Raw genomic sequence first — 23,740 nt, forward strand, 5'->3', positions numbered from 1 at the left:
GCCATCGCGCCGGTTCGCGCGGATCAGGGCTTGGTCTTCTCCACCTTCGCCTTGTCGTCCTTCGGCTTGCCCTCCGGCTGAGTCTTGGCGAGGGCGATCTTCCCCTGACCCTTGGCGGGCGTCGCGTGCGCCTTCACGACGTGCTTGGGCGACACCGCGTCGGCCACCTTCGCCAGCCTGACCGGCTCGGGGACGAGCGTGGCGTCGACCGCCGGGGTCGGCGGGGTGGTCGGGGCCGCGCTGTTCTTGGCGAAGAGCGTGCCGAACAGTTTCTGGTAGCTGCTCGCATCGCCGTCCGCGTCCGCCACGGCGATCCGCGCGGGCTTCTCGGGCAGGGCCGCGGTGGTGTCGACCTTGATCTCAGGCTCGGCTCGGTTCGCCATAAGGGTCGCGGCAACCGGCTTCGCCGGCCCCCTGCCGACCGCCCGGCCTGCTTTGGCCGCCTTGGCCGGTTCGGCGGCCGCCACCAGGGTCGGCTGCCCCTTGGGTTCGAACTCGATCTCCTGGGGGCCCGCCGCCAGGGTCTCCGGGCGGCTGACATCGCCGAGATTGTGCCGGCCGTATTCCTTGGCGTCGTAGGGCAGCACCGTCTCGGTGCCGCCGAGACTCGCGAAGGCGCTGGTGTTGGCCGGCGGGCGGAAGACCGGGTTCTGTCCACCGTCCTGGTAGACCACCCGCACCGCCGGCGTGCCCTTGGCGACCAATTCGGCGACCGTGCGCTCGTCGCGCTCGCTCTTCTCGGCAACCTGGGGTTCGACCTTCGGCTTGCACGAACCGGCCACGGCATCCGCGCCGCCGAACACGTATTTGGTCCCGCACTGGCCGATCTTCGGCTCCTCGCGCAGGGCCTCGAAATAATCCGACCCCTCCTTGAGGTTGCGCCAGAACCCGATATTCGGGTCGTTGCGGAACTTGGCCATGTTCTCGGCCGTCATCCGGAACGGGTAGGACTGGAACTGGAAGCTGCGCTGGCCGCCGATGAACGCGTCGCGGGCGATGGCGTAGATCTCCGCGATGGTGGCGTCGGTCATGGCGAAGCAGCCCGCCGACGAGCAGGTGCCGTGCACCATCAGATACCGGCCGGAGCGGCCGTTGGCCCGGTCGACCGCATTCGGGAAGCCGGTATCGAACGAGAGGTAATACGCGGAATTCGGGTTCATCAGGCCCGGGGTGATCGTGTAAAAGCCCTCCGGCGCCTGCCGGTCGCCCTCGCGGACCTTCGGTCCGAGCTGGCCGGACCAGCGGCAGATCGGGTAGGTCTTGAGCAGGGCGTAGCGGCCGTCGCCGCCCCGCTTCCAGACCTCCATCTCCGCCTCCTTCTTGTAGGTGCGGATCAGGATCGGGTCGGATGGCTGCAGGCCCTTGGTCTGCATCAGGGCGAGCGTCTGAGGGTCGATCGGCGCGAGGCTGCGCGCGCTCGGGCCGTTGATCCCGGAACCGTCCTGGCAGCCGGCCAGCGCGAGGGCCAGCAGGGAAGCGGCCGCCAGCAGTCGCGCAGTCGCGAGACGCGCCGTCATGGGGAACCTCGTCGTCCTAGCCTGCGCCCGGCGGCCTTTTCATAGCCGACATCGGGCGCCACTCCCCAACCCAATAGGCTCGTTAAGCTTGCGCCTTTGTTACCGCAAGATCCTGTCTGCAACAGGGCACGGGACTCTTCGGTGAATGGCGGCGCCGCCGAGCCTGCAGGGAAGGCGATCCGGGTCGGGCCACCAGCGACGAATCATTCCTGTTCTGAACGGCTTCGGGCTTGCCGCGACCCCGAGGCATCCAGCCGCTGTGTTGGTGAGGAGACGCACGCTGCAAGGACCAGCTTGCGCCCATTCGGCAAAATCGCCAGCTTTCCCTGACGCGCGAGCTTCTGCCGGAATCAGCGAGCGATGGGCATCGGTATCCGGATCGATCCAGGCATCACAGCGGCCGGAACCGGCTCGCGAAGAGGGAGGCGTGGCCCATGACGGCGCTCTCACTCGACACCTATGCCCTGGTCCGTCGGCTCAAGGCATCCGGTCTGTCCGAGGATCAGGCCGAGGCGATCACTAGTGCGATCCGCGAGAGTCGCGATGCCGATCTCGCGAACCTGGTCACCAAGACCGATCTGGCCGAGGCCAAGTTCGACATCATGAAGTGGGTGATCGGCTCGATCGGCTTCCAGACGATCGTCATCGTCGGCGCCATTGTCGCCTTGTCGCGCGCCACGCACTGACGGAACCGGGTTTCCAGAGGGCCCAGCCCTTTGGCGGGGTATCGGGGCGGAGACCAGATGCATCGAGCTTCGCTCGACCCAGGGCTTTGCCCTGGGCCCTCAAAAGGTCCCGGACCCAGCCCTTTCAAGGTGTTTGGCGCAGCCATTCAAGCGAGACGCGACGCGCTCTCTGCCCCGCAAGGGGGCGGGGAAAGCGCCACTTTTCCAGAGCGTTGCCGTCAAGTGGAGACGTGTGAACCCGTCGGCGAAACGTCCCGAACGCGGCCCCATCCAAACACCTTGAAAGGGCTAGGTCCCGGACCTTTTGAATCCAAGACCTTCGCAGATGGTTCTAAGTCCTTGAGCGGGCGATATTATCCGCAGCTCGCCACTGCGGCGGCCCGCGCCCGTCCGTCCCGGCGCAGCCACAGCAGGAAAGCGAGCCCCAACGCCGCCATGGCGGCGCCCGCGAGCGGCACGGCCTCGTAGCCGAGCCCGGCATCGATCACGCCGCCGCCGACCGCCGCCCCGATGGCGTTGCCGAGGTTGAACGCGCCGATATTCATCGCCGAGGCCAGGTTCGGCGCCGCGCTGGCCTCATCCATGACCCGCATCTGGAGCGGGGGCACGATGGCGAAGCTCGCGGTGCCCCAGAGGGCAATCAGCAGCGACGCCGACGCTTCCCCGTGCATGCCCCAGGCGAACAGCGCGAGGATGACGATCTGGGCCGCCAGGGATCCGAGGATGGTGCCGTCAACCGAGCGGTCGGCGAGGCGACCGCCCAGCCAATTGCCGGCCGTGAGGCCGATCCCGAAGAGCACCAGCATCGCTGTGACGAACAGGCTCGTCGCGCCGGTCTCGATCCGCAGGATCGGCACGATGTAGGTGAACAGCGTGAACATCGCGCTGAAGCCAACCATGGTGAGCGCCAGCGCGGCGAGCACCGGGCCGCGGACGAGCGCGTGCAACTCCGCCCGCAGGTCGTCCCGGGCCTCGACCTTCAACTCGGGCAACGCGAGGCGCAGCGCTACCATGGCGACCGCGCCGACGCCTGCGATGCCCCAGAACGCCGTGCGCCAGCCCAGAACCTCGCCGATCCAGGCGGCGAGCGGCACGCCGCCGATCGTCGCGATCGCGAGCCCGGAGAACATCGACGCCACCGCGGCGGCCCGGCGCTCCGGCGGCACGATCCCGGCGGCCACCACCGAGCCGATCCCGAAGAACGCCCCGTGGTTCAGCGCCGTGACGAGGCGGGCCACGACAAGCATGGCGTAGCTGTCCGAGACGGCAGCCAGAAGGTTGCCGAGGGTGAAGATCGCCATCAGCCCGACCAGCAGCCGGCGGCGGGGTATGCGCGCCGAGGCCAGGGTCATCAGCGGCGCGCCGACCAGCACCCCCAGCGCGTAGGCGCTGACCACGAGGCCGGCGGCGGGGATCGAGATGCCGAGATCCCCGGCGATGAGCGGCAGCATGCCCATCGGGGTGAATTCCGTAACGCCGATGCCGAAGGCGCCGACCGCCAGGGCCAGCAGGGGAGGATTGATCGCCATGGGGGGTCTCCGGGTGTTCCGGGACCGCAGGTGGCGGATTCGGCGTGCGGGGAGTAGTCCGTTGGCGGGACCAAGATCTGTGTGGTGGAGGCACGAATGCAGCGCGACAAGGCCGACCGCGCCGGGGACATGGCTGTATTCGTGGCGGTGGCGCAGGCCGGCAGCCTGTCGGCGGCGGCGCGCCGGCTCGGGCTGACGCCCTCGGCGGTGAGCCGGGTCGTCGCCCGGATCGAGGCTCGGCTCGGCGTGCAGCTCCTGGTCCGGACGACTCGGACGCTGCGCCTCACCGCCGAGGGCGAGACCTACGCGCGCGCGGCGAGGCGCATCCTGGCCGATCTCGACGAGACCGAGACCGCGCTCTCCGATCAGGGCTGCCCGCGCGGTCGGGTCCGGGTCAGCGCCGCCACCGCCCATGGGCGCCTGGTGATCGTGCCGCTGCTCGGGGACTTCGTGGTGCGCCATCCCGGGATCGTGGTCGAGATCGACCTCAGCGACGAAATCGTCGACGTGCTCGGCGGCCGGGCCGATATCGGCATCCGGTTCGGGCCCCTGGCCGACAGCCCGCTCACCGCCCGGCGGCTGGGCGAGACCGGCCGGACCGTGGTCGCCGCGCCGGCCTATCTCGACCGGGCCGGGATTCCGCACCGGCCCGCCGACCTCGCCGAGCACAATTGCCTTGACTTCACCTTCCGCCGGAGCGAGCCCGGCTGGCCGTTCCGCGATGACGGACGCGACGTCATCCTGCCGGTGCGCGGCACCCTCGCGGCCAATAACGGCGAGACCCTGGTGCAGCTCGCGCTCGGCGGCGTCGGCATCACCCGGGTCGGAAATTTCCACATCGCCGACGACCTCGCCGCCGGCCGGCTGGTGCCCCTGCTGGAGCCGTTCAACCCGCAGGACCGCGAGGCGATCCACGCGGTGTTCGTGGGAGGCGCAGGCCTGCCGGCCCGGGTGCGGGTGCTGGTGGATTTTCTGGCGGAGCGGATGCGCGGGGGTTGAGCGGTGCGGCGACTGCTCAGCCGAACACCACCGGCCGCCTTGCCGCCTCGGTGCGGATGATCTCCACGAGCCGGGCGTCCTCGGCCGGGTCGGCGAGCCGCAGGCCGACCGGCTCCGAGGCGGTCTGGACCGTGAGCCAGCGCAAGGAGGGCCGCAGGTCCGCGGCCTCGACCACCGCCACCTCCGGATGTCCCGGCTCGAGTTGCAGGAAGGTGAGGTGGTTGCGGCTCGCGCGCCGCGCGAGCAGATCGTCGATCGCCTCAACCGTCGCCCGGGGCGTGTGCAGGTGGGTCATCATCCACAGGCGGTTGTCGGTTCCGGGGGTGTCGAGCGCCGTGCGCAGCCGGCGCACCCCCTCGGTCAGGAAGGCGTAATCCGCCTCGCTCGCCGCTGGGTCGTGGTGGTTGAACACGCATTCGAGGCCGTGGCGCTCCCGGTAGAGCCGGTGCCGGCCGCGCCAGATGCCCGGTCCGCGCCGCTCCGGTTCCGGGATGCTCTCCAGCTGGCTCCGGTCGGTGAGCGCGGCGAAATCGTCCGCGAGGCAATCGAGGGCCATGCCGGGCATCGAGAACACCCAGTCGAGGGGCCCCGACCAGAGGCGCAGGTCGAGCGTCTTGAGCACGTGCGCCATCTGGCAATTGCAGCCGAGCGACACGTGGTTGTAGCGCCCCGGCTCCCGGGCGTCGCGCCGGCCGAGCAGCCGCCCGAGGGCGCCGAGCAGGCCCCCCGTCGCGCCCGGGGTGCTCACAGGCTCCGGCCGATGGCGAGGAATTTCTCCGCGCGCTTGTCGCGGATCTCGGCCGGGCTCAGGCCGTCGAACGGGGCGAGCGCGTCGGCGACGGCGTCGCCCGCGGCGCCGATCGCCGCCTCGCGGTCGCGATGGGCCCCGCCGGTGGCCTCCGGGATGATCCCGTCGATGACACCGAGCCGCAGCAGGTCCTGGGCGGTGATCTTCATGGCGGTGGCGGCGTCGGCGGCCCGGCCCTGGTCGCGCCACAGGATCGAGGCGGCGCCCTCCGGGGAGATCACCCCGTAGATGGCGTGCTCCAGCATCAGCACCCGGTTGGCGGTGGCGAGCGCGATGGCGCCGCCCGAGCCGCCCTCCCCGATCACCACGGCGACGTTGGGTACGCCGAGCGCCAGGCACGCCTCGGTGGACCGGGCGATGGCCTCGGCCTGGCCGCGCTCCTCCGCCTCGATCCCCGGATAGGCGCCGGCGGTGTCGACAAAGGCGATCACCGGCAGGCCGAACCGGTCGGCGGTCTCCATCAGCCGGACCGCCTTGCGGTAGCCCTCGGGCCGGGCCATCCCGAAATTGTGGCGCAGCCGCGCCTCCGTGGTGGCGCCCTTCTCCTGGCCGAGCACCAGGACCGGACGCCCGCGGAAGCGGCCGAAACCGCCCAGGATCGCCGCGTCCTCGCCGAAGCTGCGGTCGCCGGCCAGCGGGGTGAAGTCGGTGATCAGCCCGGCGCAGTAATCCACGAAGTGCGGCCGCTGCGGGTGGCGGGCCACCTGGGTCTTCTGCCAGGGCGTGAGGTTCGCGTAGATCTCGGCGAGCGCGTGGCCGGCCTTGGCCTCCAGCCGTCCGACCTCCTCGGAGATCGCGACCGCGCCGTCGCGCGCGCCGACCGCCCGCAATTCCTCGAGCTTGGCCTCCAGCTCGGCCACCGGCTTCTCGAAGTCCAGGTAGGTGCGCGTCACCGCCATCGTGTCACAGGTCTTCCCGGGTCCGCCGCGCAGGGGGCGGCGGGCGCGAGGTGTTGGCGATGGCGGGGGTGGTGTCAACCGGCGTGTTGGCCGCGTCCGGACCGCCGGTCCTCCGCCGCCCCTGGATGGCTCGGCACGGCGTCCTGTGGCGCAGGCCGACGGTGCGGCTCATCTTCCCGGCCGACCTGCGCCTGATCAGCCGAATCGCGCGGGCGACCTAAGGGTCTTCGCCCGGACCTGCGCGGGGCAACCTCACCTTACGCCGGTGAGTCCGCTCAGGCCGCCTGCGGCTCCACCCGGTTCCGTCCCGCCGCCTTGGCCCGGTAGAGGGCGAGGTCGGCGCGCCGCAGCATATCGCCGGGATCCGTGTCCTCGGCGTGCCGCACGGCGACGCCGATCGAGACCGTCACGGCGATCGACCGGGTCGCCCGCTGCACCGGGAACGGCACGGCCTCGACCCGCTCGCGGATGCGCTCGGCGATGATCTGCGCCTCGGCGAGGCCCGCCTCCGGCAGGATCACCACCACCTCCTCGCCGCCGTAGCGGGCCACGACGTCGACGGGCCGCGTGTGCTGGCGGACCCGCTCGGCGAAGCCGCGCAGCACCTCGTCCCCGGCCTCGTGGCCGTAGCTGTCGTTGATGACCTTGAAATGGTCGATGTCGAGGATCAGCGCCGCCAGCGCCGGCCGCCGGGCGGACGCGTCGGCGAACAGGGCGCCGAGGTGGTTGTCGAGATAGCGCCGGTTGTGCAGGCCCGTGAGCGCATCGGTCACGGCCATCTGCAGGGAGGCCTGCATGGCCCCCCGGAGCGCGTCCGTGAAGCGCTTGCGCTTCACCTGGGTGCGGGCCCGGGCCATCAGCTCGTTGCGGTCGACCGGGCGCATCAGGAAATCGTGCACGCCGAAATCGAGCCCGCGCACCACCCGGGCGCGGTCATGCGCCTCCGCCAGCATGATCAGCGGCATGGCCCGGGTCCGGTCCAGCGACCGGAGCTGGCTGCACAGGCGCAGGCCATCGAACCCGTCGAGGTCGAGGCTCACCAGGGCGAGGTCGAACTGCCCCTCGGCCGCGATCCACAGGGCCGCCTGCGGATCGGGCTCGACCGTGACGGCGTGGTGCTGGCGCAGGGCCCCGGCCAGGCGCTCGGCCGAGCCGGGGCGGTCCTCGATCAGCAGGATGCGGGCGTCGAGGCCGGTCTCGGCGGCGGCCAGCGCCAGGGGATCGCCGATCCCGAACTCGCGGGAGGCCAGGGCCCGCTGGCGCAACTCGTCGGTGACCGCCTTCAGCCGGATCAGGCTGCGCACCCGGGTGAACAGGGCGGTGTCGTCCACCGGCTTGGTCAGGAAATCGTCGGCGCCCGCGTCGAGGCCGCGCAGGCGGTCCGAGGGCTGGTCGAGGGCCGTCACCATCACCACCGGGATATGGGCGGTGACCGGGTTGCTCTTGAGGTGGCGGCAGACCTCGAACCCGTCCAGGCCCGGCATCATCGCGTCGAGCAGGACGAGGTCGCACAGGCCCTTCTCGCAGATCGCGATGGCGTCGCGGCCGTTCATGGCGGCGAGCGTGTCGAAATATTCCAGCCCGAGCTTCGTCTCCAGAAGCTTCACGTTGGGGAACAGGTCGTCGACGATCAGGACGCGGGCCGACATGGTTCCTCGCTGACACGCGGCGGTGCGGCCCGGAGCCGGGCGGATCGGCGCGAGGCCGCGCATCGAGACAGACGGGCGAAGCCGTCATCCGGCTCGGCGCGGCCGGGTGACGACCTCAACGGCGCGCCCCTCCGGGGTCACCGGGGCTCAAGATACGCGCGAACCGTTGCCAAAAACTTCGCGACCGAGATCGGCTTCGACAGGTAGGCTTCGCAGCCGCCCTCGCGGATCCGCTCCTCGTCGCCCTTCATGGCGAAGGCCGTGATGGCGATGACCGGGATCCCCTTGAGGTCGTCGTCCTCCTTGAGCCACTTGGTCACTTCGAGTCCCGAGACCTCCGGGAGCTGGATGTCCATCAGGATCAGATCGGGATGGTGGGCGCGCGCCAGCTCGATCGCCTCGATGCCGTGGGCGGTCTTCAGGGTCGCGTAGCCGTTCGCCTCAAGGAGGTCGTTGAACAGCTTCATGTTCAACTCGTTGTCCTCGACGATCAGCACCGTCTTCTTCATGATCCGTTGTCCCGGTGCGCGCCGATCATGATTAGCGGGCGGTGAAGCCCCTCCATCACCTTTGTAGCGTTCACATGTTGATGAATGGCAAACCTCTTCAAGGGGATGAGGCCGCCGAGCGGCTCGCCCTCGACGTTCTGCTGTGGATCACGGGGGAGGAAGACCGCCTCCTGCCGTTCCTGGCGGCGACCGGGCTCGACCTCGACACCGTGCGGGCAAGCGTCCGGGAGCCGAGCTTCCTGGTGGGCGTCCTCGACCACGTGATGGGCGACGAGAACGTCCTCCTCGCCTGCGCGGGGGCGCTGGGCGTCAAGCCGGAGCGGATCGCCGCGGCCTGGCACCGGCTGTCGCCGCGGCCCGACGACGAATGGGCGTGAGGCGCGTTTGCTCGTCCGGAGGCCGCTCTCTCCCGGGCGCAGGGAGACGCGCGGCGTCCGCTCGGACGGCGCTACTGTCGCCGCGCGGTCCCGGATCAGGTTCCGCTCCGCCGCACCTGTCCGGGATCGCGCGCGCCTCATTGGCGCGGGTGGGCCCTCAGGGCGTGCAGCCCTTCCCCGTCTCCTTGTCGCCCCGCCCCGCTGCGGCATCGATGTCCAGGGCGGTCATGTCGCCCAGAATGGCGAAGTCGCCGTAATCGAGCTTGAGGGCGCCGCTGACGCCGTTCTCGTAGAGGTCGAAGCCGAGGGTGTAGATCGGCGTGCGCTCCCCGGCGCCCTCGGTGTAGTAGCTCAGGCGCACCGGCCAGTGCGGCATGGCCGCGAGGGCGCCCGCGCGCAGGGGCTTGTCCCGGGCGGTGCCGGCGGCCGGCGCCGGACCCGTCTCCGTGTGGCCGATCACCGCGAAGGTGTCATAGATCTTCCTGCCGTCGTCGGAGCCGTCGAAGACCTTGACCGACAGGGTCGCCTGGCCCGCCCGCGCGGCCTCGATCAGGCGGCGCATGTGCTCGCTCGGGAACAGCACCGGCCCGTCCACGGTGAACGGCTTCGGGGCGCCCTTCAGCTTCACCGTGACCGAATCGCCCTGCTCGGAGGCGGTCCCGTCCACCGGGGCGGCGGGCTGGTTGTTGGTGAGCGTCGTCGTCTTGAACCGGAACTCGCGGCCCTGCCCGCCCTCGAAGGTGGTGCTGCGCATGTCGGACAGGCGCGCCCCGGTCTCGCCGGAGGACAGTTCCGTGACCTGCCGGGTCAGCATCGTGTAGCCGCGGCAGGCATCGCCGCGGAAGTCGATGACGATGCGGCCGCGGGCGCTCTCGACCGCGCGGCTGCCGCCGCCCTCGGCGAGCGACAGGTCGTAGACCGCCCGGTGGTTGGCGAGCACGATCCCGGGCGCGGGTGACGGGGTCGCCGGCTTGGCCTCCGGATCCGGCGCGGCGGGCGGGGCCGCCTGCGCGCCCCAGGCGGAGACGAGAAGGCCGGCCGTCAGGAGACGGGAGAGGCGCAGGCGCATGGATGACCTCGGTTCAGTCCGCCGCAGATAGCAGGCTTGCGGGATCGGGCAATCCTCGCGATCACCGGTAGCCCTCCGCCTGCAGGGTGAACAACTCGGCGTAGCGGCCGCCCCGCGCCATCAAAGCCGCGTGGCTGCCCTCCTCCAGCATCCGGCCGCCCTCCAGCACCAGGATGCGGTCGGCCATGCGCACGGTGGAGAAGCGGTGCGAGATCAGCACCGTCGTGCGGCCGGCCGAGAGGTCGCGGAACCGGGCGAAGACATCGTACTCGGCCCGGGCGTCGAGGGCGGCGGTCGGTTCGTCGAGGATCAGGATCTCCGCCTCGCGCATGTAGGCCCGGGACAGGGCGATCTTCTGCCACTCGCCCCCGGAGAGGTCGAGGCCCCCGGCGAAGCGCTTGCCCAGCGGCTGGGCGTAGCCCTCGGGCAGGCGCTCGATCACCGGGGCCGCGAGCCCCCGCGCGGCCGCCGCGGCGATCCGGTCCGCCTCTGCGGCGGCCTCGATCCGGCCGACCGCGACGTTCTCGCCGGCGGTGAGGTCGAAGCGGACGAAGTCCTGGAAGATCGCCCCGATCCGCCCCCGCAGGGCGTCGAGGTCGTAGGCGGCGAGGGGCAGCCCATCGAGGAGCACGCGGCCCTCGTGCGGATCGTAGAGACGAGTCATCAGCTTGACGATTGTGGTCTTGCCGGCGCCGTTGCCGCCGACCAGCGCCACGGTCTCGCCGGCCCGCACCGCGAAGGACAGGCCGCGCAGGGCCCAGGTCTCGGTGCCGGGATAGCGATAGCCGACATCCTCGAAGACCAGTCCCTCCCGGATCGGGCTCGGCACCGGCACGGGCTGCGCGGGCGAGCGGATCTGCGGCCGGATCGCGAAGAAGGAGAAGAAATCGTCGAGGTACTGTGCCTGTCCGGTGATCTGGGTGAAGCCGAGGAGCAGTCCCTCCAGGCCGCCGCGCAGGCGCTGGAAGGCGCCGGCCAGGAAGGCGAGATCGCCCACCGAGAACGCGCCCGCCACCGTCCGCCAGACGATCACCGCGTAGGCGGCGTAGTAGGCCAGCGTCCCCAGGCTCGCGAAGGCGAAGCCCCAGCCGGCCCGGGCGGCGGCGAGGCCGCGGTTGTCGGCGAGCAGCCGGCGCGCCAGCACCGCGTAGAGGCCGGTGATGTAGTCCGAGAGGCCGAAGAGCTTGATCTCCTTGGCGGTCTCGACGCTGGCACCGAGGTAGCGCAGGTAGTCGATCCGGCGCCGCTCCGGGCTGCGGATCCAGGCGAGGCGGTAGCCGGCCTTGGTGAAGTGCCACTCGTTGAGGACCGCCGGCACCAGGGCGGCGGCGATCAGAACCACCAGCCAGGGCGTGAAGGCCGCCACCCCGGCCGCCAGGGTGGCGAGGGTGACGAGCGCCTGCAACTGGCCGAACAGCGTGCCGACCAGGCCCGTGCGGCCGCTGACCTGTCGGCGCGCCCGCTCCAGCCGGTCCTGCTGGGCGCTGTCCTCGAACTGCGCGAGGTCGAGGGCGGCGGCATGCGTCATCAGCCGCAGGGAGGCCGCGTTGGCGTAGAGGTCGCCGATCAGGGTCTCGGTGAGGTTGGCGAGGCGTCCGGTGAGGTCCGAGGCCAGGGCGAGGCCGAACTCGGCCGCCACCAGCCCGGCGAGCCGCACCCGTCCGGGATCGGCCAGCCATGCGGCGAGGCCGCCCTCCGGCGCCGGGCGCGCGTGTTCGGCCACGATCCCGTCGAGGATCAGCTTGGCGAGGTACAGGCTCACCACCGGCAGGCAGGCCGCCACGAGGCGCAGGGACAGGCTCGCCGCGAGCAGGCGCGGGCTCGCCGCGGCGATCTCCCGGAACAGGGTGGGCAGGTAGCGCAGGGCACCAAGGCGCTCGCCGAGGCGCTCACCCGGGGGCGGAGTCCGCTCCGTCATCCCCGGCTGATTTCGCGCCGGACAGCGGAGCCCGGTTGGATGACCGGTAAGGACAGCGTAAATGATAGCGTCATATAGTTTTAATCCTTGTCGAGTGGTGCGTGCTCAGCGGTCCTGCGATTCTCAGAATTTCGGTGTTACTCATCATTGCCGGTGTGCTCGCGGCGGTGGTGCAGTTCCTGCTGCCGAGCCCGGAGCCCGCTCCGATGACCGCGCCCGCGCCGATGGCCGAGTCGCCGGCCGTGCCGACGCCACCCCCGGCCCCGCCCGCGGCGGCCGAGCCCGCCCGGGAGCCGCCCGCCGCGCCCCGGACCGTCCCGATCCCCGCCGGTCCGAGCGGGTTACCGTCCGACGCCCTCGCCTTCCCCCCGGGGGATCCAGCCACGCCGCCGGGCGTGCAAGCCCAGGCGCAGGCGCAGGAGACGGCGGGCCAGGCCGAGGTCGACCGGGCGGAGGACAGCGCCGGCCCCCGGGCCCTGGCGGTGGTCGACCTGAACACCGCCCCGGTGGCGGACCTGAACCGTTTGCGCGGCGGCGGGGCCATCGGCCGGGCGATCGCCGCCAAGCGCCCCTATACGGCGGTGGATCAGCTTCTGTCGAAGCGGGTGCTCAGCCGGGCGGTCTACGACCGGATCAAGGATCAGGTGACGGTGCGGTGAGGCGGGGGCCGCCCGCGCCATCGAATGCGCAGGCCCGAGGGTCGGGCGGCCATTACCTGCGCTTCGTTTCGAAGGCCGCGGGATAAGGGATCGAGATCGACCGCACGGTCCTCGACGGATGAGACGCGGCCGAGCCGGCAGAACGCCGCCGATTCGGCGGCCGCGATCCGAGCCGAGGGCCGAGCCGGTCCGCCCTCAGAGCTTCGTCCCGAAAATCTCCGCGACCTGCGGGATGTCCTTGTCGCCCCGGCCCGACATGTTGAGCACCATCAGGTGCTCGGCCGGGCGCTGGGGCGCGATGTCCAGCACCCGGGCGAGGGCATGGGCCGGCTCCAGGGCCGGGATGATGCCCTCCAGCATCGAGCAGAGCTTGAACGCCTCCAGGGTCTCGGTGTCGGTGGCCGAGAGGTATTGGACGCGGCCCATCTCGTGCAGCCAAGCGTGCTCGGGGCCGATGCCGGGATAGTCGAGGCCGGCCGAGATCGAGTGCGCGTCGGAGATCTGCCCGTCCGCGTCCATCAGCAGGTAGGTGCGGTTGCCGTGCAGCACCCCCGGCTTGCCGCCGGTGAGCGAGGCGGCGTGCAGGCCGGACTCGACCCCGTGGCCGGCCGCCTCGACCCCGAAGATCTCGACCTCGCGATCGTCCAGGAACGGGTGGAACAGCCCCATGGCGTTGGAGCCGCCGCCGATGCAGGCGATCAGCGAATCCGGGAGGCGGCCCTCCTGAGCGAGCATCTGCTCCCGGGTCTCGCGACCGATCACCGACTGGAAGTCGCGGACCATCGCCGGGTACGGGTGCGGGCCGGCGACCGTGCCGATGCAGTAGAACGTATCGGCGACGTTGGTGACCCAGTCGCGCAGGGCCTCGTTCATCGCGTCCTTGAGGGTCTTGGTGCCGGATTCCACCGGGATCACCTCGGCGCCGAGCATCTTCATCCGGAAGACGTTGGGCGCCTGCCGGGCGACGTCGACCGCGCCCATGTAGACCACGCACTTGAGGCCGAAGCGCGCGCAGAGCGTCGCGGTGGCGACGCCGTGCTGGCCGGCCCCGGTCTCGGCGATGATCCGCGGCTTGCCCATGCGGCGGGCCAGCAGGATCTGGCCCAGCACGTTGTTCACCTTGTGGGAGCCGGTATGGTTCAGCTCCTCGCGCTTGAAATAGACCTTGGCGCCCTGCCCCGCCGGCGCCTTGGCGCGCAGGTGCTCGGTCAGGCGCTCGGCGTAGTAGAGCGGGCTCGGCCGGCCAATATAGTGGGTGCCGTAGCTCGCCATGTCGGCGGCGAAGGCCGGGTCGATCTTCGCCGCCTCGTAGGCCGCCTCCAGCTCGAGGATCAGCGGCATCAGCGTCTCGGCAACGAACCGGCCGCCGAAGATGCCGAAGCGGCCGCGCTCGTCGGGGCCGGTGCGGAAGGAGTTGGGCTCGGGGGCGATGGTCACGGGACGGATCCTGCGCGCGAGGGTCGATCTGTTGCCGGGTGCGTAGACCCATGTGGGCGTCGCCGCAATGCGTCCCCAAGCCCCGTCACTTGCGACCTGTAACCTCGCGCCCCGGAGGACGAATGGGCGTTCAGGTCTTGAGGATAGCCCACGAGGACAGTCATGGCTCTTCGCGACACGATCCGCCCGCTCGTCGGGGCGGCCCTCGGGCTCGGCCTCGCCGGGGCGCTGCTGCTGCCGCGCCTGGCCGCCTTCGCCGAGGAGGCGCCGCGGCGCCTGCCCGAGGCCGCGACCGTTTCGAGCGAGGCGCCCGGCCAGCGGGTCGCGGTGTTCGCGGGCGGCTGCTTCTGGGGCGTGCAGGGGGTGTTCCAGCACGTGCGCGGGGTCAACCAGGCGGTCTCGGGCTATGCCGGGGGCACCCGCGCGGACGCCGATTACCGGACGGTGAGCGGCGGCGGCACCGGCCATGCCGAGGCGGTGGCGGTCACCTACGATCCGGCTTTGATCCGCTACGACGAGCTGTTGCGGATCTTCTTCTCGGTGGCCCTCGACCCGACCCAGGTCGACCGCCAGGGCCCCGATAGCGGGCGGCAATATCGCTCGGCGCTGTTCCCGCAGGATCCCGGGCAGGCGCGGGTGGCGCGGGCCTATATCGCCCAGCTCGACGCGGCCAAGGCCTATGCAAAGCCGATCGCCACCCGGATCGAGCCGGGGGCGGCCTTCTACCCGGCGGAAGGCTACCACCAGGACTTCATGGCCCAGCATCCGGGCCACCCCTACATCGCCGTCAACGACGCGCCGAAGCTCGACGCGCTGAAGCAGCTGTTTCCGGAGCGGACGACGCCGGAGCCGGTGCTGGTGAACCGGCCGCCGGCGTAATCCGGACCTACGCCTCCGGCGGCCGGGGCCGGCCGAAATCCGGGGCGGCCGTTTCCTGGCCCTGGGCCACGATGCTGCGCCGGATCGCCCGGGTGCGGGTGAACATCGCGTGCAGCGCGTCGCCGTCGCCCCAGCGCACCGCCTTGGCGAGCGCCGACAGGTCCTCGTTGAACCGGCCGAGCATCTCCAGCACCGCCTCGCGGTTGTTGAGGAAGATGTCGCGCCACATGGTCGGGTCCGAGGCGGCGATGCGGGTGAAATCGCGGAATCCGCTCGCCGAGAACTTGATCACCTCGGATTGCGTCGCCTCTTCCAGGTCCGCGGCGGTGCCGACGATGTTGTAGGCGATCAGGTGCGGCAAGTGGCTGGTGATCGCCAGCACGTGGTCGTGGTGCTCGGCGCTCATGGTCTCGACATTGGCGCCCATGCCCGCCCACAGGGCCCGGACCCGCTCCACCGCGGCCGGATCCGTGCCCTCGGGGGGCGTGAGGATGCACCAGCGGTTCTGGAACAGGGTCGCGAAGCCGGCATCCGGCCCCGAGAACTCGGTCCCGGCGATCGGGTGGCCGGGGACCAGGGCGACGCCCTCGGGCAGGTGTGGCCGGATGGCCGCCACCACGGCGCCCTTGACCGAGCCGACATCCGACACGATCGCGCCGGGCTTCAGGTACGGCGCCATCTCGGCCGCCGCCGCCCCGATGGCGCCCACCGGCACGCACAGGATCACGAGATCGGTGCCGGCCGCGCCCTCCTGCGGGTCGCCCGTCACCAGGTCGGCAATGCCGAGCTCGGCCACCCGCGCGCGCACGGCCGCGTCGCGGTCGACGGCCACGATCGTGCGGGCGAGGCCGTAGCGCCGCGCCGCCCGGGCGATCGAGGATCCGATCAGGCCGAGCCCGACGATGGCGAGGCGGTCGACCGGGGGCTCGCCCACGGATGTCTCAGGCACGGGCGCCCCGCACGAAGTCGCCGAGCGCCGCGAGGAAGGCCGTGTTGGCTTCGGCGCCCGCCACCGTCACCCGCAGGGCGTCGGGCAGGCCGTAGGCGGTCACGCGCCGGGTGATCAGCCCGCGCTCCGTGAGGAACGCGTCGGCATCGGCCGCCGAGCGGCCGGGCGCGTCGGGGAAGTGGATCAGCACGAAGTTGGCGACGCTCGGCGTCACGGTCAGCCCGAGCGCCCGGGCGCCCTCGGTGAGCTTCGGCAGCCACTCGGCGTTGTGGGCGGCCGCCGCCGCCATATGCGCCTCGTCGGCGATGGCGGCCGAGCCCGCGGCGATCGCCGGGCCGGAGACGTTGAACGGGCCGCGGATGCGGTTGACCGCGTCCGCCACGTGGGCCGGCGCCACCATCCAGCCGATCCGGACGGCGGCGAGCCCGTGGATCTTCGAGAAGGTCCGGGTCATCACCACGTTCTCGGATTCCAGCGCGAGTTCGAGCCCGGCCGAGTAGTCGTTCGCCCGCACATACTCGGCATAGGCGCCGTCGATCACCAGCAGGACGTGCGGCGGCAGGCCGGCATGCAGGCGGCGGATCTCGTCGAAGGGCAGGTAGGTGCCGGTCGGGTTGTTGGGGTTGGTGACATAGACGATCCGGGTGCGGTCCGTGACCCGGGCCAGGATCGCGTCGACGTCGACGGTGAGGTCCCGCTCGGGCGCCACCACGGGCTCGCCGCCCGAGGCCAGAATGGCGATCCGGTAGACCAGGAATCCGTGCTCGGAGTAGATTCCCTCGGTCCCCGGCCCGCAGAACGCGTAGGCGAGGAGGGACAGCAGCTCGTCCGAGCCCGCGCCGCAGACGATCCGCTCCGGGTCGAGCCCGTAGCGCCTGGCGATGGCGGTGCGCAGCACCGTGGCGCGCCCGTCCGGGTAGGTCTCCAGCTTGGCGGTGGCGGCGTGCAGTGCGGCGAGCGCCGCGGGGCTCGGTCCGAGCGGGGTCTCGTTGGACGAGAGCTTGTGGACCGTGCCGCCGCCGGGCCGCCCGCTCTTGCCGGGCACGTAGGTGTCGATCGCCAGGATTCCGGGGCGCGGTTCCGGGCGGGCGGGTCGGGGGGCGGACATGGCGATGCGACTCGGATGCGCGGGCGTGCGGGGTCTCGCGCCCGTCTACAGCATTTCCTTTGCCGGTGAACCCGGCTCCGCGCCCGCAGGCCCTGCCTGGTCCGGCCCGCCGTGGCGATCGTCGGGTCTCCGGCCGGCTCCCCCCTCGATGGGTTGCCGGATGCGCACGTCCGATGTTGGGATCATCGCCCGGTCGACGGGTGTGGCGGTCCAAAGCCGCCACGCGGCCTCCCCCGTAGTGGAGGGAGGGTGCCCGGGGGGCAGCCGTTGCTGGACGCGGGTCGCCCCGCCGCGCGGATCGCTGCTGACGCCCCTACCGCCCCGCCTCCGCGCCGTCGCGCCGGAGCAGGAACACCCCCTGCGCGCCGAACAGGTTCCAGACCCACCAGGGCATCGAGAACCGCATCGGCCGGCCGCGGGCGTCGAGCGCCGTGGCGTGCTCGATCCGGGTGCCGATCAGGCGGCACAGCCCGACGAAGTCGCGGATCGTGCAATGGTGGATGTTGGGCGTCTCCCACCACGCATCCGGCATGATCTCGGTGACCGGCATGCGGCCGCGCAGGGCGAGTTCGGACCGGACCCGCCAGTGCCCGAAATTCGGGAACGAGATGATCACCTGCCGGCCGATCCGCAGCAGATGCTCCAGCACCACCCGGGGATTGCGGGTCGCCTGGATGGTCTGGGACAGGACCACCACGTCGAAGGCGTCGTCCGGATAATTGGCGAGGTCGGTGTCGGCATCGCCCTGGATCACCGGCAGGCCCCGGGCGAGGCAGGCGTTCACCCCCTCCCGCGACAATTCGATCCCGCGCCCGTCGATGCCGCGGCGGTCGCGCAGGAGCGCCAGCAGCGAACCGTCGCCGCAGCCGATGTCGAGGACCCGGGCCCCCGCCGGGACGAGGCCGAGCACCACGAGGTGATCGACCCGGGCGCCGTTGCCCTCGCCGGTATGTGGGAGGATGTCGGCACTCTCCCACGGGGTACCGGGGACGATCTTGCCCAGGGCCGCCTGCCCCGACGCCGTCCTGCCGGGCACGCCGCTCACAGGCCGCGCGCCCGGGCGGCGGCGTCGATGAAGCCGCGGGCGGCGGAGAACATCGCCGGCTCGTCGAGCAGGAAGGCGTCGTGACCCTTGTCGCTCTCGACCTCCACGAAGGCCACCGGCGCCGCGGCGGCGTTGAGCGCGTGCACGATCGCCCGGGAATCGCGGGTCGGGAACAGCCAGTCGGAGGTGAACGAGATCACGCAGAACCGGGTCTTCGTGCCCCGGAAGGCGTTGGCGAGCACGCCGCCATGGTCCTCGGCGAGGTCGAAATAATCCATCGCCCGGGTGAGATAGAGATAGGCGTTGGCGTCGAACCGCTCGACGAAGCTCAGGCCCTGGTGGCGCAGGTAGCTCTCGATCTGGAAGTCGGCGTTGAACGAGAAGGTCGGCGCCGAGCCGCCCTGGAAGCGGCGGCCGAACTTCCGGTGCAGCGCCGGCTCGGAGAGATAGGTGATGTGCGCGCCCATCCGGGCGACGCCCAGGCCCTTGGCCGGCCGGGTCCCCGCCTCCAGGTAGCGCCCGTCCGCCCAGGCGGGATCGGCCATGATCGCCTGCCGCCCGACCTCGTGGAAGGCGATGTTCTGCGCGGAGTGGCGGGCGCCGGTGGCGATCGGCATCGCGGCGAAGACGCGCTCGGGATAGAGCGCCGCCCATTGCAGCACCTGCATCCCACCCATCGAGCCGCCGATGCACAGGAACAGATCCTGGACGCCCAGATGCTCCAGCAGCATGGCCTGGGCGCGGACCATGTCGCGGATCGTCACCAGCGGGAAGTTCAGCCCGTAGGGCCGTCCCGTCGCGGGATCGGTCGAGGCCGGCCCGGTGGAGCCCATGCAGGAGCCGATGACGTTCGAGCAGACGACGAAGTAGCGGTCCGTGTCGATCGGCTTGCCGGGGCCGACCAGCGTCTCCCACCAGCCCCCCTTCCCGGTGACCGGATGGGTGTGGGCGAAATACTGGTCGCCGGTGAGCGCGTGGCAGATCAGCACCGCGTTCGAGCGCGCGGCGTTGAGGGTGCCGGCGGTCTGGTAGGCGATCCGGAACGGCGCGAGCTCGACGCCGGCATCGGTCAGCAGCGGCCTGTCGGCGGCGAAGCACGCCACCGGGCTCTTCGGGTCGAGCGCCTGCGAGCGCTCGGATGCGCGCCGCGACGGCTCGTCGATCGGGTCCGGCCGCAGGGCCGTGTCCGGCTGGGTGTCCATGGCGGGTCTTGACGACCGTGTATCCGGGCCGATCCGAACCGGGTGAGCGCGGGGCCGCCTGACGCGCCGCACTCGCCCGATGCGGCCAGCGATGCCGGGAGGTAATGCGCCCGGCGCCGAGCGTCAACGCGCGGCGGGCCGCCGTGTCAGCGCGTGAGACGACGGTTCACGCCAGCGGCGCCGCCATCAGCGCCAGCCCGAGCGCCGGCAGGCCGAGTGCCAGGAGGGCACGGACGTCCAGCTGGTCGGCGCCGACCCCGGCCCACCAGTGCCGGCTCGCCGCGCTCTCGATCACGATCCCGGCCAACACGAGGGTGCAGCCGACAAGGGCCTGTATCGACACCATGACATTCTCACCCGACCTGCTGTCGGGCAACGCCCGGCGACCTGATTCCCGCTGGGCAATCCCATCCGAGGCCGGACGGTTCCTCAGCGGATCGCCGCCGCGCAGGCGACGAAGACCAGGGCTGCGCCGGCCGCGGTGATGCAGCCATTGGCCCAGGGCGCGGCCTCCACGCGGCGGAGGCGGCAATCCGCGGCGACGGAGGTGAGGATCCCGATCAAGAACAGGCTGCAGGGGATCAGGTCACCGGGCATTGTCGATCCATCCAGGAATACGCGGGGCGCGGCACGCCCGACGCGTCCTATCTGCGGGTTCAACAGGCCGAAACGTGGCGAGTGCCCCGCGGCATTTGCGCGTCGCCGTTTTGCCGCGGCGGCCGCGGATGGATCGTCGCCGTCAGAGCTTGGCCGGGGCTGGCGGCTGGTCGAAATCCTCCGGCCCCATATCCAGGAGGTCGTTCGGCGTCTCGGTCCGGTCGTAGGCCCGGCTGGCGGCGGCCTCGATCGCCGCCTGGTTTCCGGCGAACAGGTCGAGGGGCGCGCGTTCGGCCCCGCCCCCGAAGTGTTGGCGGAGCACGGGGATCGGCACGTCGATGCCGATCACCCGCTCGCCGTTGGTCATGGCGAAGCGGATCAGCGTGTCATCGGCGGGCAGGATATGGGCGCCGCCATCCAGGTAGCGTTCGAGGGGCATGGGCTGGCTTTCGAGTGCGACGATGCGTGACCGTCAACAGGTAGGGCGAGGCGGGCGGGCGCGTAGTCTCGACGGCCCTAACCCTCCGGCCAGCGCAGCTCCGCCCGTAGGCCGCCAAGCTCCGAGCGCCCGAAATCGAGCTGCGCCCCCGCGGCCTCGGCCACATCCCGGGCGATAGCGATGCCGAAGCCGGTGCCCGGCCGGCTCTCGTCCCAGCGCTGGCCGCGGCCGATCCCGGCGATCGCCGCCGCGCTCATGCCGGGGCCGTCATCCGCCACGGCGAGGCGCCGCCATCCGGGGCCGGCCTCGCCGGTGATCCGGACCCGCCGGTGTGCCCATTTGCGGGCGTTGTCGAGGAGGTTGCCCAGCAGCTCCATCAGTTCCCCCTCCTCCCCCGGATAGGCGAGCGCCTCCGGCACGGCCACCGCCCAGTCGAGGGAACCGCCCTCCGGCAGCCGGCGCATGGTGGCCACGAGGCGCTCGGTCACCGGGGCGACCCGGCAGGTCCGCCGCCGCAGGTCCCCGCTCGCGGCGATCCGCGCCCGGGCCAGCGCCCGCTCCACCTGACCGCCCATCGCCCGGGCCTGCTCGGCGATCTCGGCCGAGAGCCCCGGCTCGGCCGGCCCGGTCCGGCGCGCCAGGGCGTCGAGCACCGCGAGCGGCGTCTTCAGGCCGTGGGCCATGTCGGCGGCCGCGTCCCGGGCGCGGACCAGGGCGCGCTCCTGCGCGTCGAGCAGCCGGTTGAGGTCGGCGACCAGCGGCCGGACCTCGTCGGGGAAGTGCTCCGGCAGCCGCGTCCGCGCCCCGGTATGGATCGCCAGGAGATCCGTCTGCAGCACCCGGAACGGGGCGAGCGCCCGGTGCACGAACAGCCACATCGCCAGCGTCAGCACCACGAACAGCGCCGCCAGCGCCGGGACGAGCAAGCGCAGGAAGGTCGTCCGGCTGGCCGCGAGGCTGCGCCGGTCCTCCGCCACCACGACTCGCAGCCCGGTCTCGGCGCCCGGCGGCCCGATCTCCAGGGGCCGCACCACCGCGATGAGCCGGCCCCCGTCCGGCCCGGTGGCGTCGACGGTGGCGGCGGAAGCCCGCGCCTCGATCCGGCCGAGGTCGAGGCTCCGGTCCCATAGGGAGCGCGACCGCAGGACCTGTGCGCCCGCCTCCACCTGCCAATACAGGCCGCCATAGGGCGTGGCGAAGCGTGGGTCCGGCGGCTCGCGCGAGAGCGTCGGGCGCCCGTCCGCCGCGAGGCCGACCCGCCCGGCGATGAGCTTGGCAGTCCGGTCCAGCTCGTCGGCGGTGCGCGCGTCGAGCACCCGGTCGAGGATGAAGGTGAGCCCGATCCCGGCGAGCAGCAGCGCCAGCGCGATCAGCCCCGCCGCCGCGAGGCCGAGCCGGAGGCGGAGCGCGTTGCGCCTCACGGCGCGTCCGGGACGCGGTAGCCCTGGCCGCGGCGGGTCTCGATCACCCCCGGTCCGAGCTTGCGGCGCAGGCGCGTCAGGAGCGCCTCCAGGGCGTTCGCCTCGCGTTCCGTGCCGACCCCGTGGAGATGGTCCAGCACTTCGCCCGCCGGCACGACCTGCCCCTGCCGGTGCAGCAGGAAGGCCAGGAGCCGGTATTCGAGGGCGGTCAATTCGGCGGGGCGGCCGTCGACGCTGACCGCGCGGGTGCGGGTGTCGAGCTCCACCGCCCCGGTCCGGAGCACCGGCGAGGCGTGGCCGGCGGTGCGCCGCAGGATCGCCCGCAGGCGCGCGACCAGCTCCTCCATGCGGAACGGCTTGGCGAGGTAATCGTCGGCGCCGGCGTCGATGCCCTCGACGCGCTCGCGCCAGCCATCCCGGGCGGTGAGGATCAGCACCGGCAGGGCCACATCGGCGGCGCGCAGCCGGCGGAGCACCCCCAGCCCGTCGAGGCGCGGCAGGCCGAGATCGAGCACCACGGCGTCGTAGGGCTCGGTCTCGGCGCGGAACCACGCCGCCTCGCCGTCGCCCACCACGTCGGCGACGTAGCCGGCACGCTCCAGCCCCTGGCGGATGTCGGCGGCGATGCGCGGCTCGTCCTCGACGATCAGGACGCGCATGGCCGGCCCCTCCCCTCAATCATCGTCGTCCGTGTCCAGGATCTTCAGGGAACCGGCATCGACCTTCACGGTCCGGCGCTTCCCGTCGGCGCCGAGGATGCGCAGCTTGTACAGCCAATGGCCGTCGTCGTGCTTCAGATCGACCGACACCACGTCGCCCGGCACGGCCGCCCGGGCGGCGCGCAGCACCTCGTCGAGGGGGCGGATCTCGCCCTTCTCCAGGGCACGGCGGGCGCGGTCGGCATCCTCGGAGGCGCGGGCCGGCAACCCGGCGCAGGCGAGGCCAGCGAGCAGGCAGACCAGGGCGGCGCGGCGCGGGTGCAAGGCGTTCATGCGGGGACGCGATAGGGCGCGGCGCCTGACGGGAGGCTGACAGGCGCCGTCAGGCTGGCGGGGCGGGACTTCGGCACAAGGGGGCCATACCCCTCCCGGAGACGTGAGACCATGTCGTTGATCCTCGGTGCCCTCCTCGCCTGCGCGGCCGGCCTCGCCGGCACCCTCCTCTGCCCGGACGACAAGGCCGGGCGCACGCGCCTGCCCCTCCTCGCCGCCCTCCTGGCGGGCGGCCTCGCCTGGCACGGCCCCGTACAGGCCGGCGAGACGCTGCACGGCGCCGCCCAGGTGATCGACGGCGGGACCCTCCGGGTGGGCGCGCGCCCGGTCAGCCTGTTCGGCGTGGTCGCCCCGGATGCCGACCAGACCTGCTCGGACGCCCAGGATCAGACCTACGCCTGCGGCCACGACGCGGCCCGGGCGCTGGCCGATCATATCGGCGGGGCCGCCCTCACCTGCGAGACGCGGGGCGCGGGGGCGCAGGACGGCGCGGTCGTGGCCCTCTGCCGGGTCGGCGGCGAGGATCTCGGAGCCTGGATGGTGGCGCGGGGGCTCGCCGTGCCCGACCGCGCCGCGCCGGACTATGCGGAGGCTGCCGACCGGGCCTGGGGCCGCCGCCTCGGCCTGTGGTCGGGGGTGTTCCAGGACCCGTCCGAGCGTCGCGGCCGGCACGCCGCCGCGGCGGGGCTCGGCCAGGCCGGGTGACGGTTCCCGCGAGCCAGCGGGAACGCTCCCGGGCAGGTCCGGTTGGTCGGGAGAGCCCGCCCGACCGGGTCGCCTGAATCTCGGAGGTCCCGTGAACCGCGTGTCTCGCACCGTCCTGCTCGCTGGAATCCTCGTCACTGCCGCGGCGGCCGCGGAGGGCAAGGATGCGGAACCCGCGTCCGGCGGACGGGGCGACGGCGCCGCCGCCACGACCAGCATGGGCGCCGGCGGTTTGACCGGTACCGGGGCCACGAAGGACGGTGCCCGCACCGGCACCGGCAAGGGGCAGACCGGCGGCCCGAAGGCCCCATCCGCCCCGGTACCCGGCACGACCCGCTGATCGGCCG

The 23,740-nt window shown here is 72.2% G+C and carries 26 protein-coding genes; 7 read left to right on the forward strand and 19 right to left on the reverse strand.

The features are described from left to right. Positions 1-23: 23 nt before the first annotated feature. Positions 24-1,517 carry a L,D-transpeptidase family protein gene (locus AC3IF1_RS21710; RefSeq protein ID WP_489219291.1) on the reverse strand — a complete coding sequence of 498 codons (1,494 nt, stop codon included), beginning with the start codon at positions 1,515-1,517 and terminating at the stop codon, positions 24-26. Positions 1,518-1,951: 434 nt separating this feature from the next. Here AC3IF1_RS21710 and AC3IF1_RS21715 point away from each other — a divergent pair, with 434 nt between their 5' ends. Continuing rightward, positions 1,952-2,203: a CCDC90 family protein gene (locus AC3IF1_RS21715; RefSeq protein ID WP_243943726.1), complete on the forward strand. Its 252-nt coding sequence runs from the start codon at positions 1,952-1,954 to the stop codon at positions 2,201-2,203. Between the two features lie 353 nt (positions 2,204-2,556). On the opposite strand, the gene AC3IF1_RS21720 is transcribed toward AC3IF1_RS21715, so the two are convergent. Further along, the gene (locus AC3IF1_RS21720) at positions 2,557-3,732 is read right to left on the reverse strand and encodes an MFS transporter (RefSeq protein WP_489219292.1); all 1,176 of its coding nucleotides are present in this window, start codon (positions 3,730-3,732) and stop codon (positions 2,557-2,559) included. 96 nt (positions 3,733-3,828) lie between these two features. Between AC3IF1_RS21720 and AC3IF1_RS21725 the strand changes: the two genes are divergently transcribed. After that, complete coding sequence (locus AC3IF1_RS21725; protein ID WP_489219293.1) at positions 3,829-4,731, forward strand: LysR family transcriptional regulator; 903 nt, start codon at positions 3,829-3,831, stop codon at positions 4,729-4,731. Between the two features lie 16 nt (positions 4,732-4,747). Here the strand turns inward: AC3IF1_RS21725 and AC3IF1_RS21730 are convergent, their stop codons facing one another. The 4 genes from AC3IF1_RS21730 to AC3IF1_RS21745 all read right to left on the reverse strand — a co-directional run bounded on the left by AC3IF1_RS21730 (position 4,748) and on the right by AC3IF1_RS21745 (position 8,596). Beyond that, positions 4,748-5,479, reverse strand: a complete 732-nt coding sequence (locus AC3IF1_RS21730) for a DUF1796 family putative cysteine peptidase (RefSeq protein ID WP_489219295.1) — start codon at positions 5,477-5,479, stop codon at positions 4,748-4,750. Beyond that, entirely contained in the window at positions 5,476-6,438 is a 963-nt protein-coding gene (locus AC3IF1_RS21735) for an acetyl-CoA carboxylase carboxyltransferase subunit alpha (RefSeq protein WP_243970435.1), read from the reverse strand. Before AC3IF1_RS21735 ends, AC3IF1_RS21730 begins: the two co-directional genes overlap by 4 nt. A gap of 275 nt (positions 6,439-6,713) precedes the next feature. Then, positions 6,714-8,087, reverse strand: a complete 1,374-nt coding sequence (locus AC3IF1_RS21740) for a PleD family two-component system response regulator (RefSeq protein WP_489219296.1) — start codon at positions 8,085-8,087, stop codon at positions 6,714-6,716. 137 nt (positions 8,088-8,224) lie between these two features. Further along, positions 8,225-8,596, reverse strand: coding sequence for a response regulator (locus AC3IF1_RS21745; protein WP_012318846.1), 372 nt, complete (start codon positions 8,594-8,596; stop codon positions 8,225-8,227). 80 nt (positions 8,597-8,676) lie between these two features. On the opposite strand from AC3IF1_RS21745, the gene AC3IF1_RS21750 reads away from it, so the two are divergent. Further along, complete coding sequence (locus AC3IF1_RS21750) at positions 8,677-8,973, forward strand: DUF3572 domain-containing protein (RefSeq protein ID WP_243970431.1); 297 nt, start codon at positions 8,677-8,679, stop codon at positions 8,971-8,973. Positions 8,974-9,130: 157 nt separating this feature from the next. On the opposite strand, the gene AC3IF1_RS21755 is transcribed toward AC3IF1_RS21750, so the two are convergent. Then, positions 9,131-10,042, reverse strand: a complete 912-nt coding sequence (locus AC3IF1_RS21755; protein ID WP_243970429.1) for a cell envelope integrity EipB family protein — start codon at positions 10,040-10,042, stop codon at positions 9,131-9,133. Positions 10,043-10,103: 61 nt separating this feature from the next. Further along, complete coding sequence (locus AC3IF1_RS21760; RefSeq protein WP_489219297.1) at positions 10,104-11,960, reverse strand: ABC transporter ATP-binding protein; 1,857 nt, start codon at positions 11,958-11,960, stop codon at positions 10,104-10,106. A gap of 134 nt (positions 11,961-12,094) precedes the next feature. Here AC3IF1_RS21760 and AC3IF1_RS21765 point away from each other — a divergent pair, with 134 nt between their 5' ends. Further along, positions 12,095-12,619: a ComEA family DNA-binding protein gene (locus AC3IF1_RS21765; RefSeq protein ID WP_489219298.1), complete on the forward strand. Its 525-nt coding sequence runs from the start codon at positions 12,095-12,097 to the stop codon at positions 12,617-12,619. A gap of 195 nt (positions 12,620-12,814) precedes the next feature. Here AC3IF1_RS21765 and trpB read toward each other — a convergent pair whose 3' ends face one another. Continuing rightward, positions 12,815-14,056, reverse strand: coding sequence for a tryptophan synthase subunit beta (gene trpB, locus AC3IF1_RS21770; RefSeq protein WP_489219299.1), 1,242 nt, complete (start codon positions 14,054-14,056; stop codon positions 12,815-12,817). A 162-nt stretch (positions 14,057-14,218) separates the two neighbouring features. Between trpB and msrA the strand changes: the two genes are divergently transcribed. Next, a complete protein-coding gene (gene msrA / locus AC3IF1_RS21775) occupies positions 14,219-14,935 on the forward strand; it encodes a peptide-methionine (S)-S-oxide reductase MsrA (RefSeq protein WP_489219300.1) in 717 nt (238 codons plus the stop codon). Between the two features lie 7 nt (positions 14,936-14,942). On the opposite strand, the gene AC3IF1_RS21780 is transcribed toward msrA, so the two are convergent. The 10 genes from AC3IF1_RS21780 to AC3IF1_RS21825 all read right to left on the reverse strand — a co-directional run bounded on the left by AC3IF1_RS21780 (position 14,943) and on the right by AC3IF1_RS21825 (position 22,688). Beyond that, entirely contained in the window at positions 14,943-15,884 is a 942-nt protein-coding gene (locus tag AC3IF1_RS21780; protein WP_489219302.1) for a prephenate/arogenate dehydrogenase family protein, read from the reverse strand. Next, the gene (locus tag AC3IF1_RS21785) at positions 15,877-16,992 is read right to left on the reverse strand and encodes a pyridoxal phosphate-dependent aminotransferase (protein WP_489219304.1); all 1,116 of its coding nucleotides are present in this window, start codon (positions 16,990-16,992) and stop codon (positions 15,877-15,879) included. Before AC3IF1_RS21785 ends, AC3IF1_RS21780 begins: the two co-directional genes overlap by 8 nt. 313 nt (positions 16,993-17,305) lie before the next feature. After that, a complete protein-coding gene (gene metW, locus AC3IF1_RS21790) occupies positions 17,306-18,028 on the reverse strand; it encodes a methionine biosynthesis protein MetW (protein WP_243970419.1) in 723 nt (240 codons plus the stop codon). A 5-nt stretch (positions 18,029-18,033) separates the two neighbouring features. Then, the gene (metX, locus tag AC3IF1_RS21795) at positions 18,034-19,239 is read right to left on the reverse strand and encodes a homoserine O-acetyltransferase MetX (protein ID WP_243970417.1); all 1,206 of its coding nucleotides are present in this window, start codon (positions 19,237-19,239) and stop codon (positions 18,034-18,036) included. A gap of 166 nt (positions 19,240-19,405) precedes the next feature. Further along, positions 19,406-19,585 carry a hypothetical protein gene (locus AC3IF1_RS21800; protein WP_243970415.1) on the reverse strand — a complete coding sequence of 60 codons (180 nt, stop codon included), beginning with the start codon at positions 19,583-19,585 and terminating at the stop codon, positions 19,406-19,408. 83 nt (positions 19,586-19,668) lie between these two features. After that, complete coding sequence (locus AC3IF1_RS21805) at positions 19,669-19,836, reverse strand: hypothetical protein (protein ID WP_243970412.1); 168 nt, start codon at positions 19,834-19,836, stop codon at positions 19,669-19,671. Between the two features lie 142 nt (positions 19,837-19,978). Continuing rightward, positions 19,979-20,275: a hypothetical protein gene (locus tag AC3IF1_RS21810; RefSeq protein ID WP_489219307.1), complete on the reverse strand. Its 297-nt coding sequence runs from the start codon at positions 20,273-20,275 to the stop codon at positions 19,979-19,981. 77 nt (positions 20,276-20,352) lie between these two features. Beyond that, on the reverse strand, positions 20,353-21,696 hold the full coding sequence (locus AC3IF1_RS21815; protein WP_489219309.1) for an ATP-binding protein: 1,344 nt from the start codon (positions 21,694-21,696) through the stop codon (positions 20,353-20,355). Then, a complete protein-coding gene (locus tag AC3IF1_RS21820) occupies positions 21,693-22,355 on the reverse strand; it encodes a response regulator transcription factor (RefSeq protein ID WP_489219310.1) in 663 nt (220 codons plus the stop codon). Before AC3IF1_RS21820 ends, AC3IF1_RS21815 begins: the two co-directional genes overlap by 4 nt. Positions 22,356-22,370: 15 nt before the next feature. Further along, positions 22,371-22,688, reverse strand: a complete 318-nt coding sequence (locus AC3IF1_RS21825; RefSeq protein WP_243970404.1) for a PepSY domain-containing protein — start codon at positions 22,686-22,688, stop codon at positions 22,371-22,373. Positions 22,689-22,799: 111 nt separating this feature from the next. On the opposite strand from AC3IF1_RS21825, the gene AC3IF1_RS21830 reads away from it, so the two are divergent. Together AC3IF1_RS21830 and AC3IF1_RS21835 are read left to right on the forward strand one after the other, a co-directional pair. Further along, positions 22,800-23,393: a thermonuclease family protein gene (locus AC3IF1_RS21830; RefSeq protein WP_489219312.1), complete on the forward strand. Its 594-nt coding sequence runs from the start codon at positions 22,800-22,802 to the stop codon at positions 23,391-23,393. A gap of 91 nt (positions 23,394-23,484) precedes the next feature. Next, on the forward strand, positions 23,485-23,733 hold the full coding sequence (locus tag AC3IF1_RS21835) for a hypothetical protein (RefSeq protein WP_489219314.1): 249 nt from the start codon (positions 23,485-23,487) through the stop codon (positions 23,731-23,733). Positions 23,734-23,740 lie beyond the last annotated feature (7 nt).

It is taken from the genome of Methylobacterium sp. E-012 (assembly GCF_057836545.1).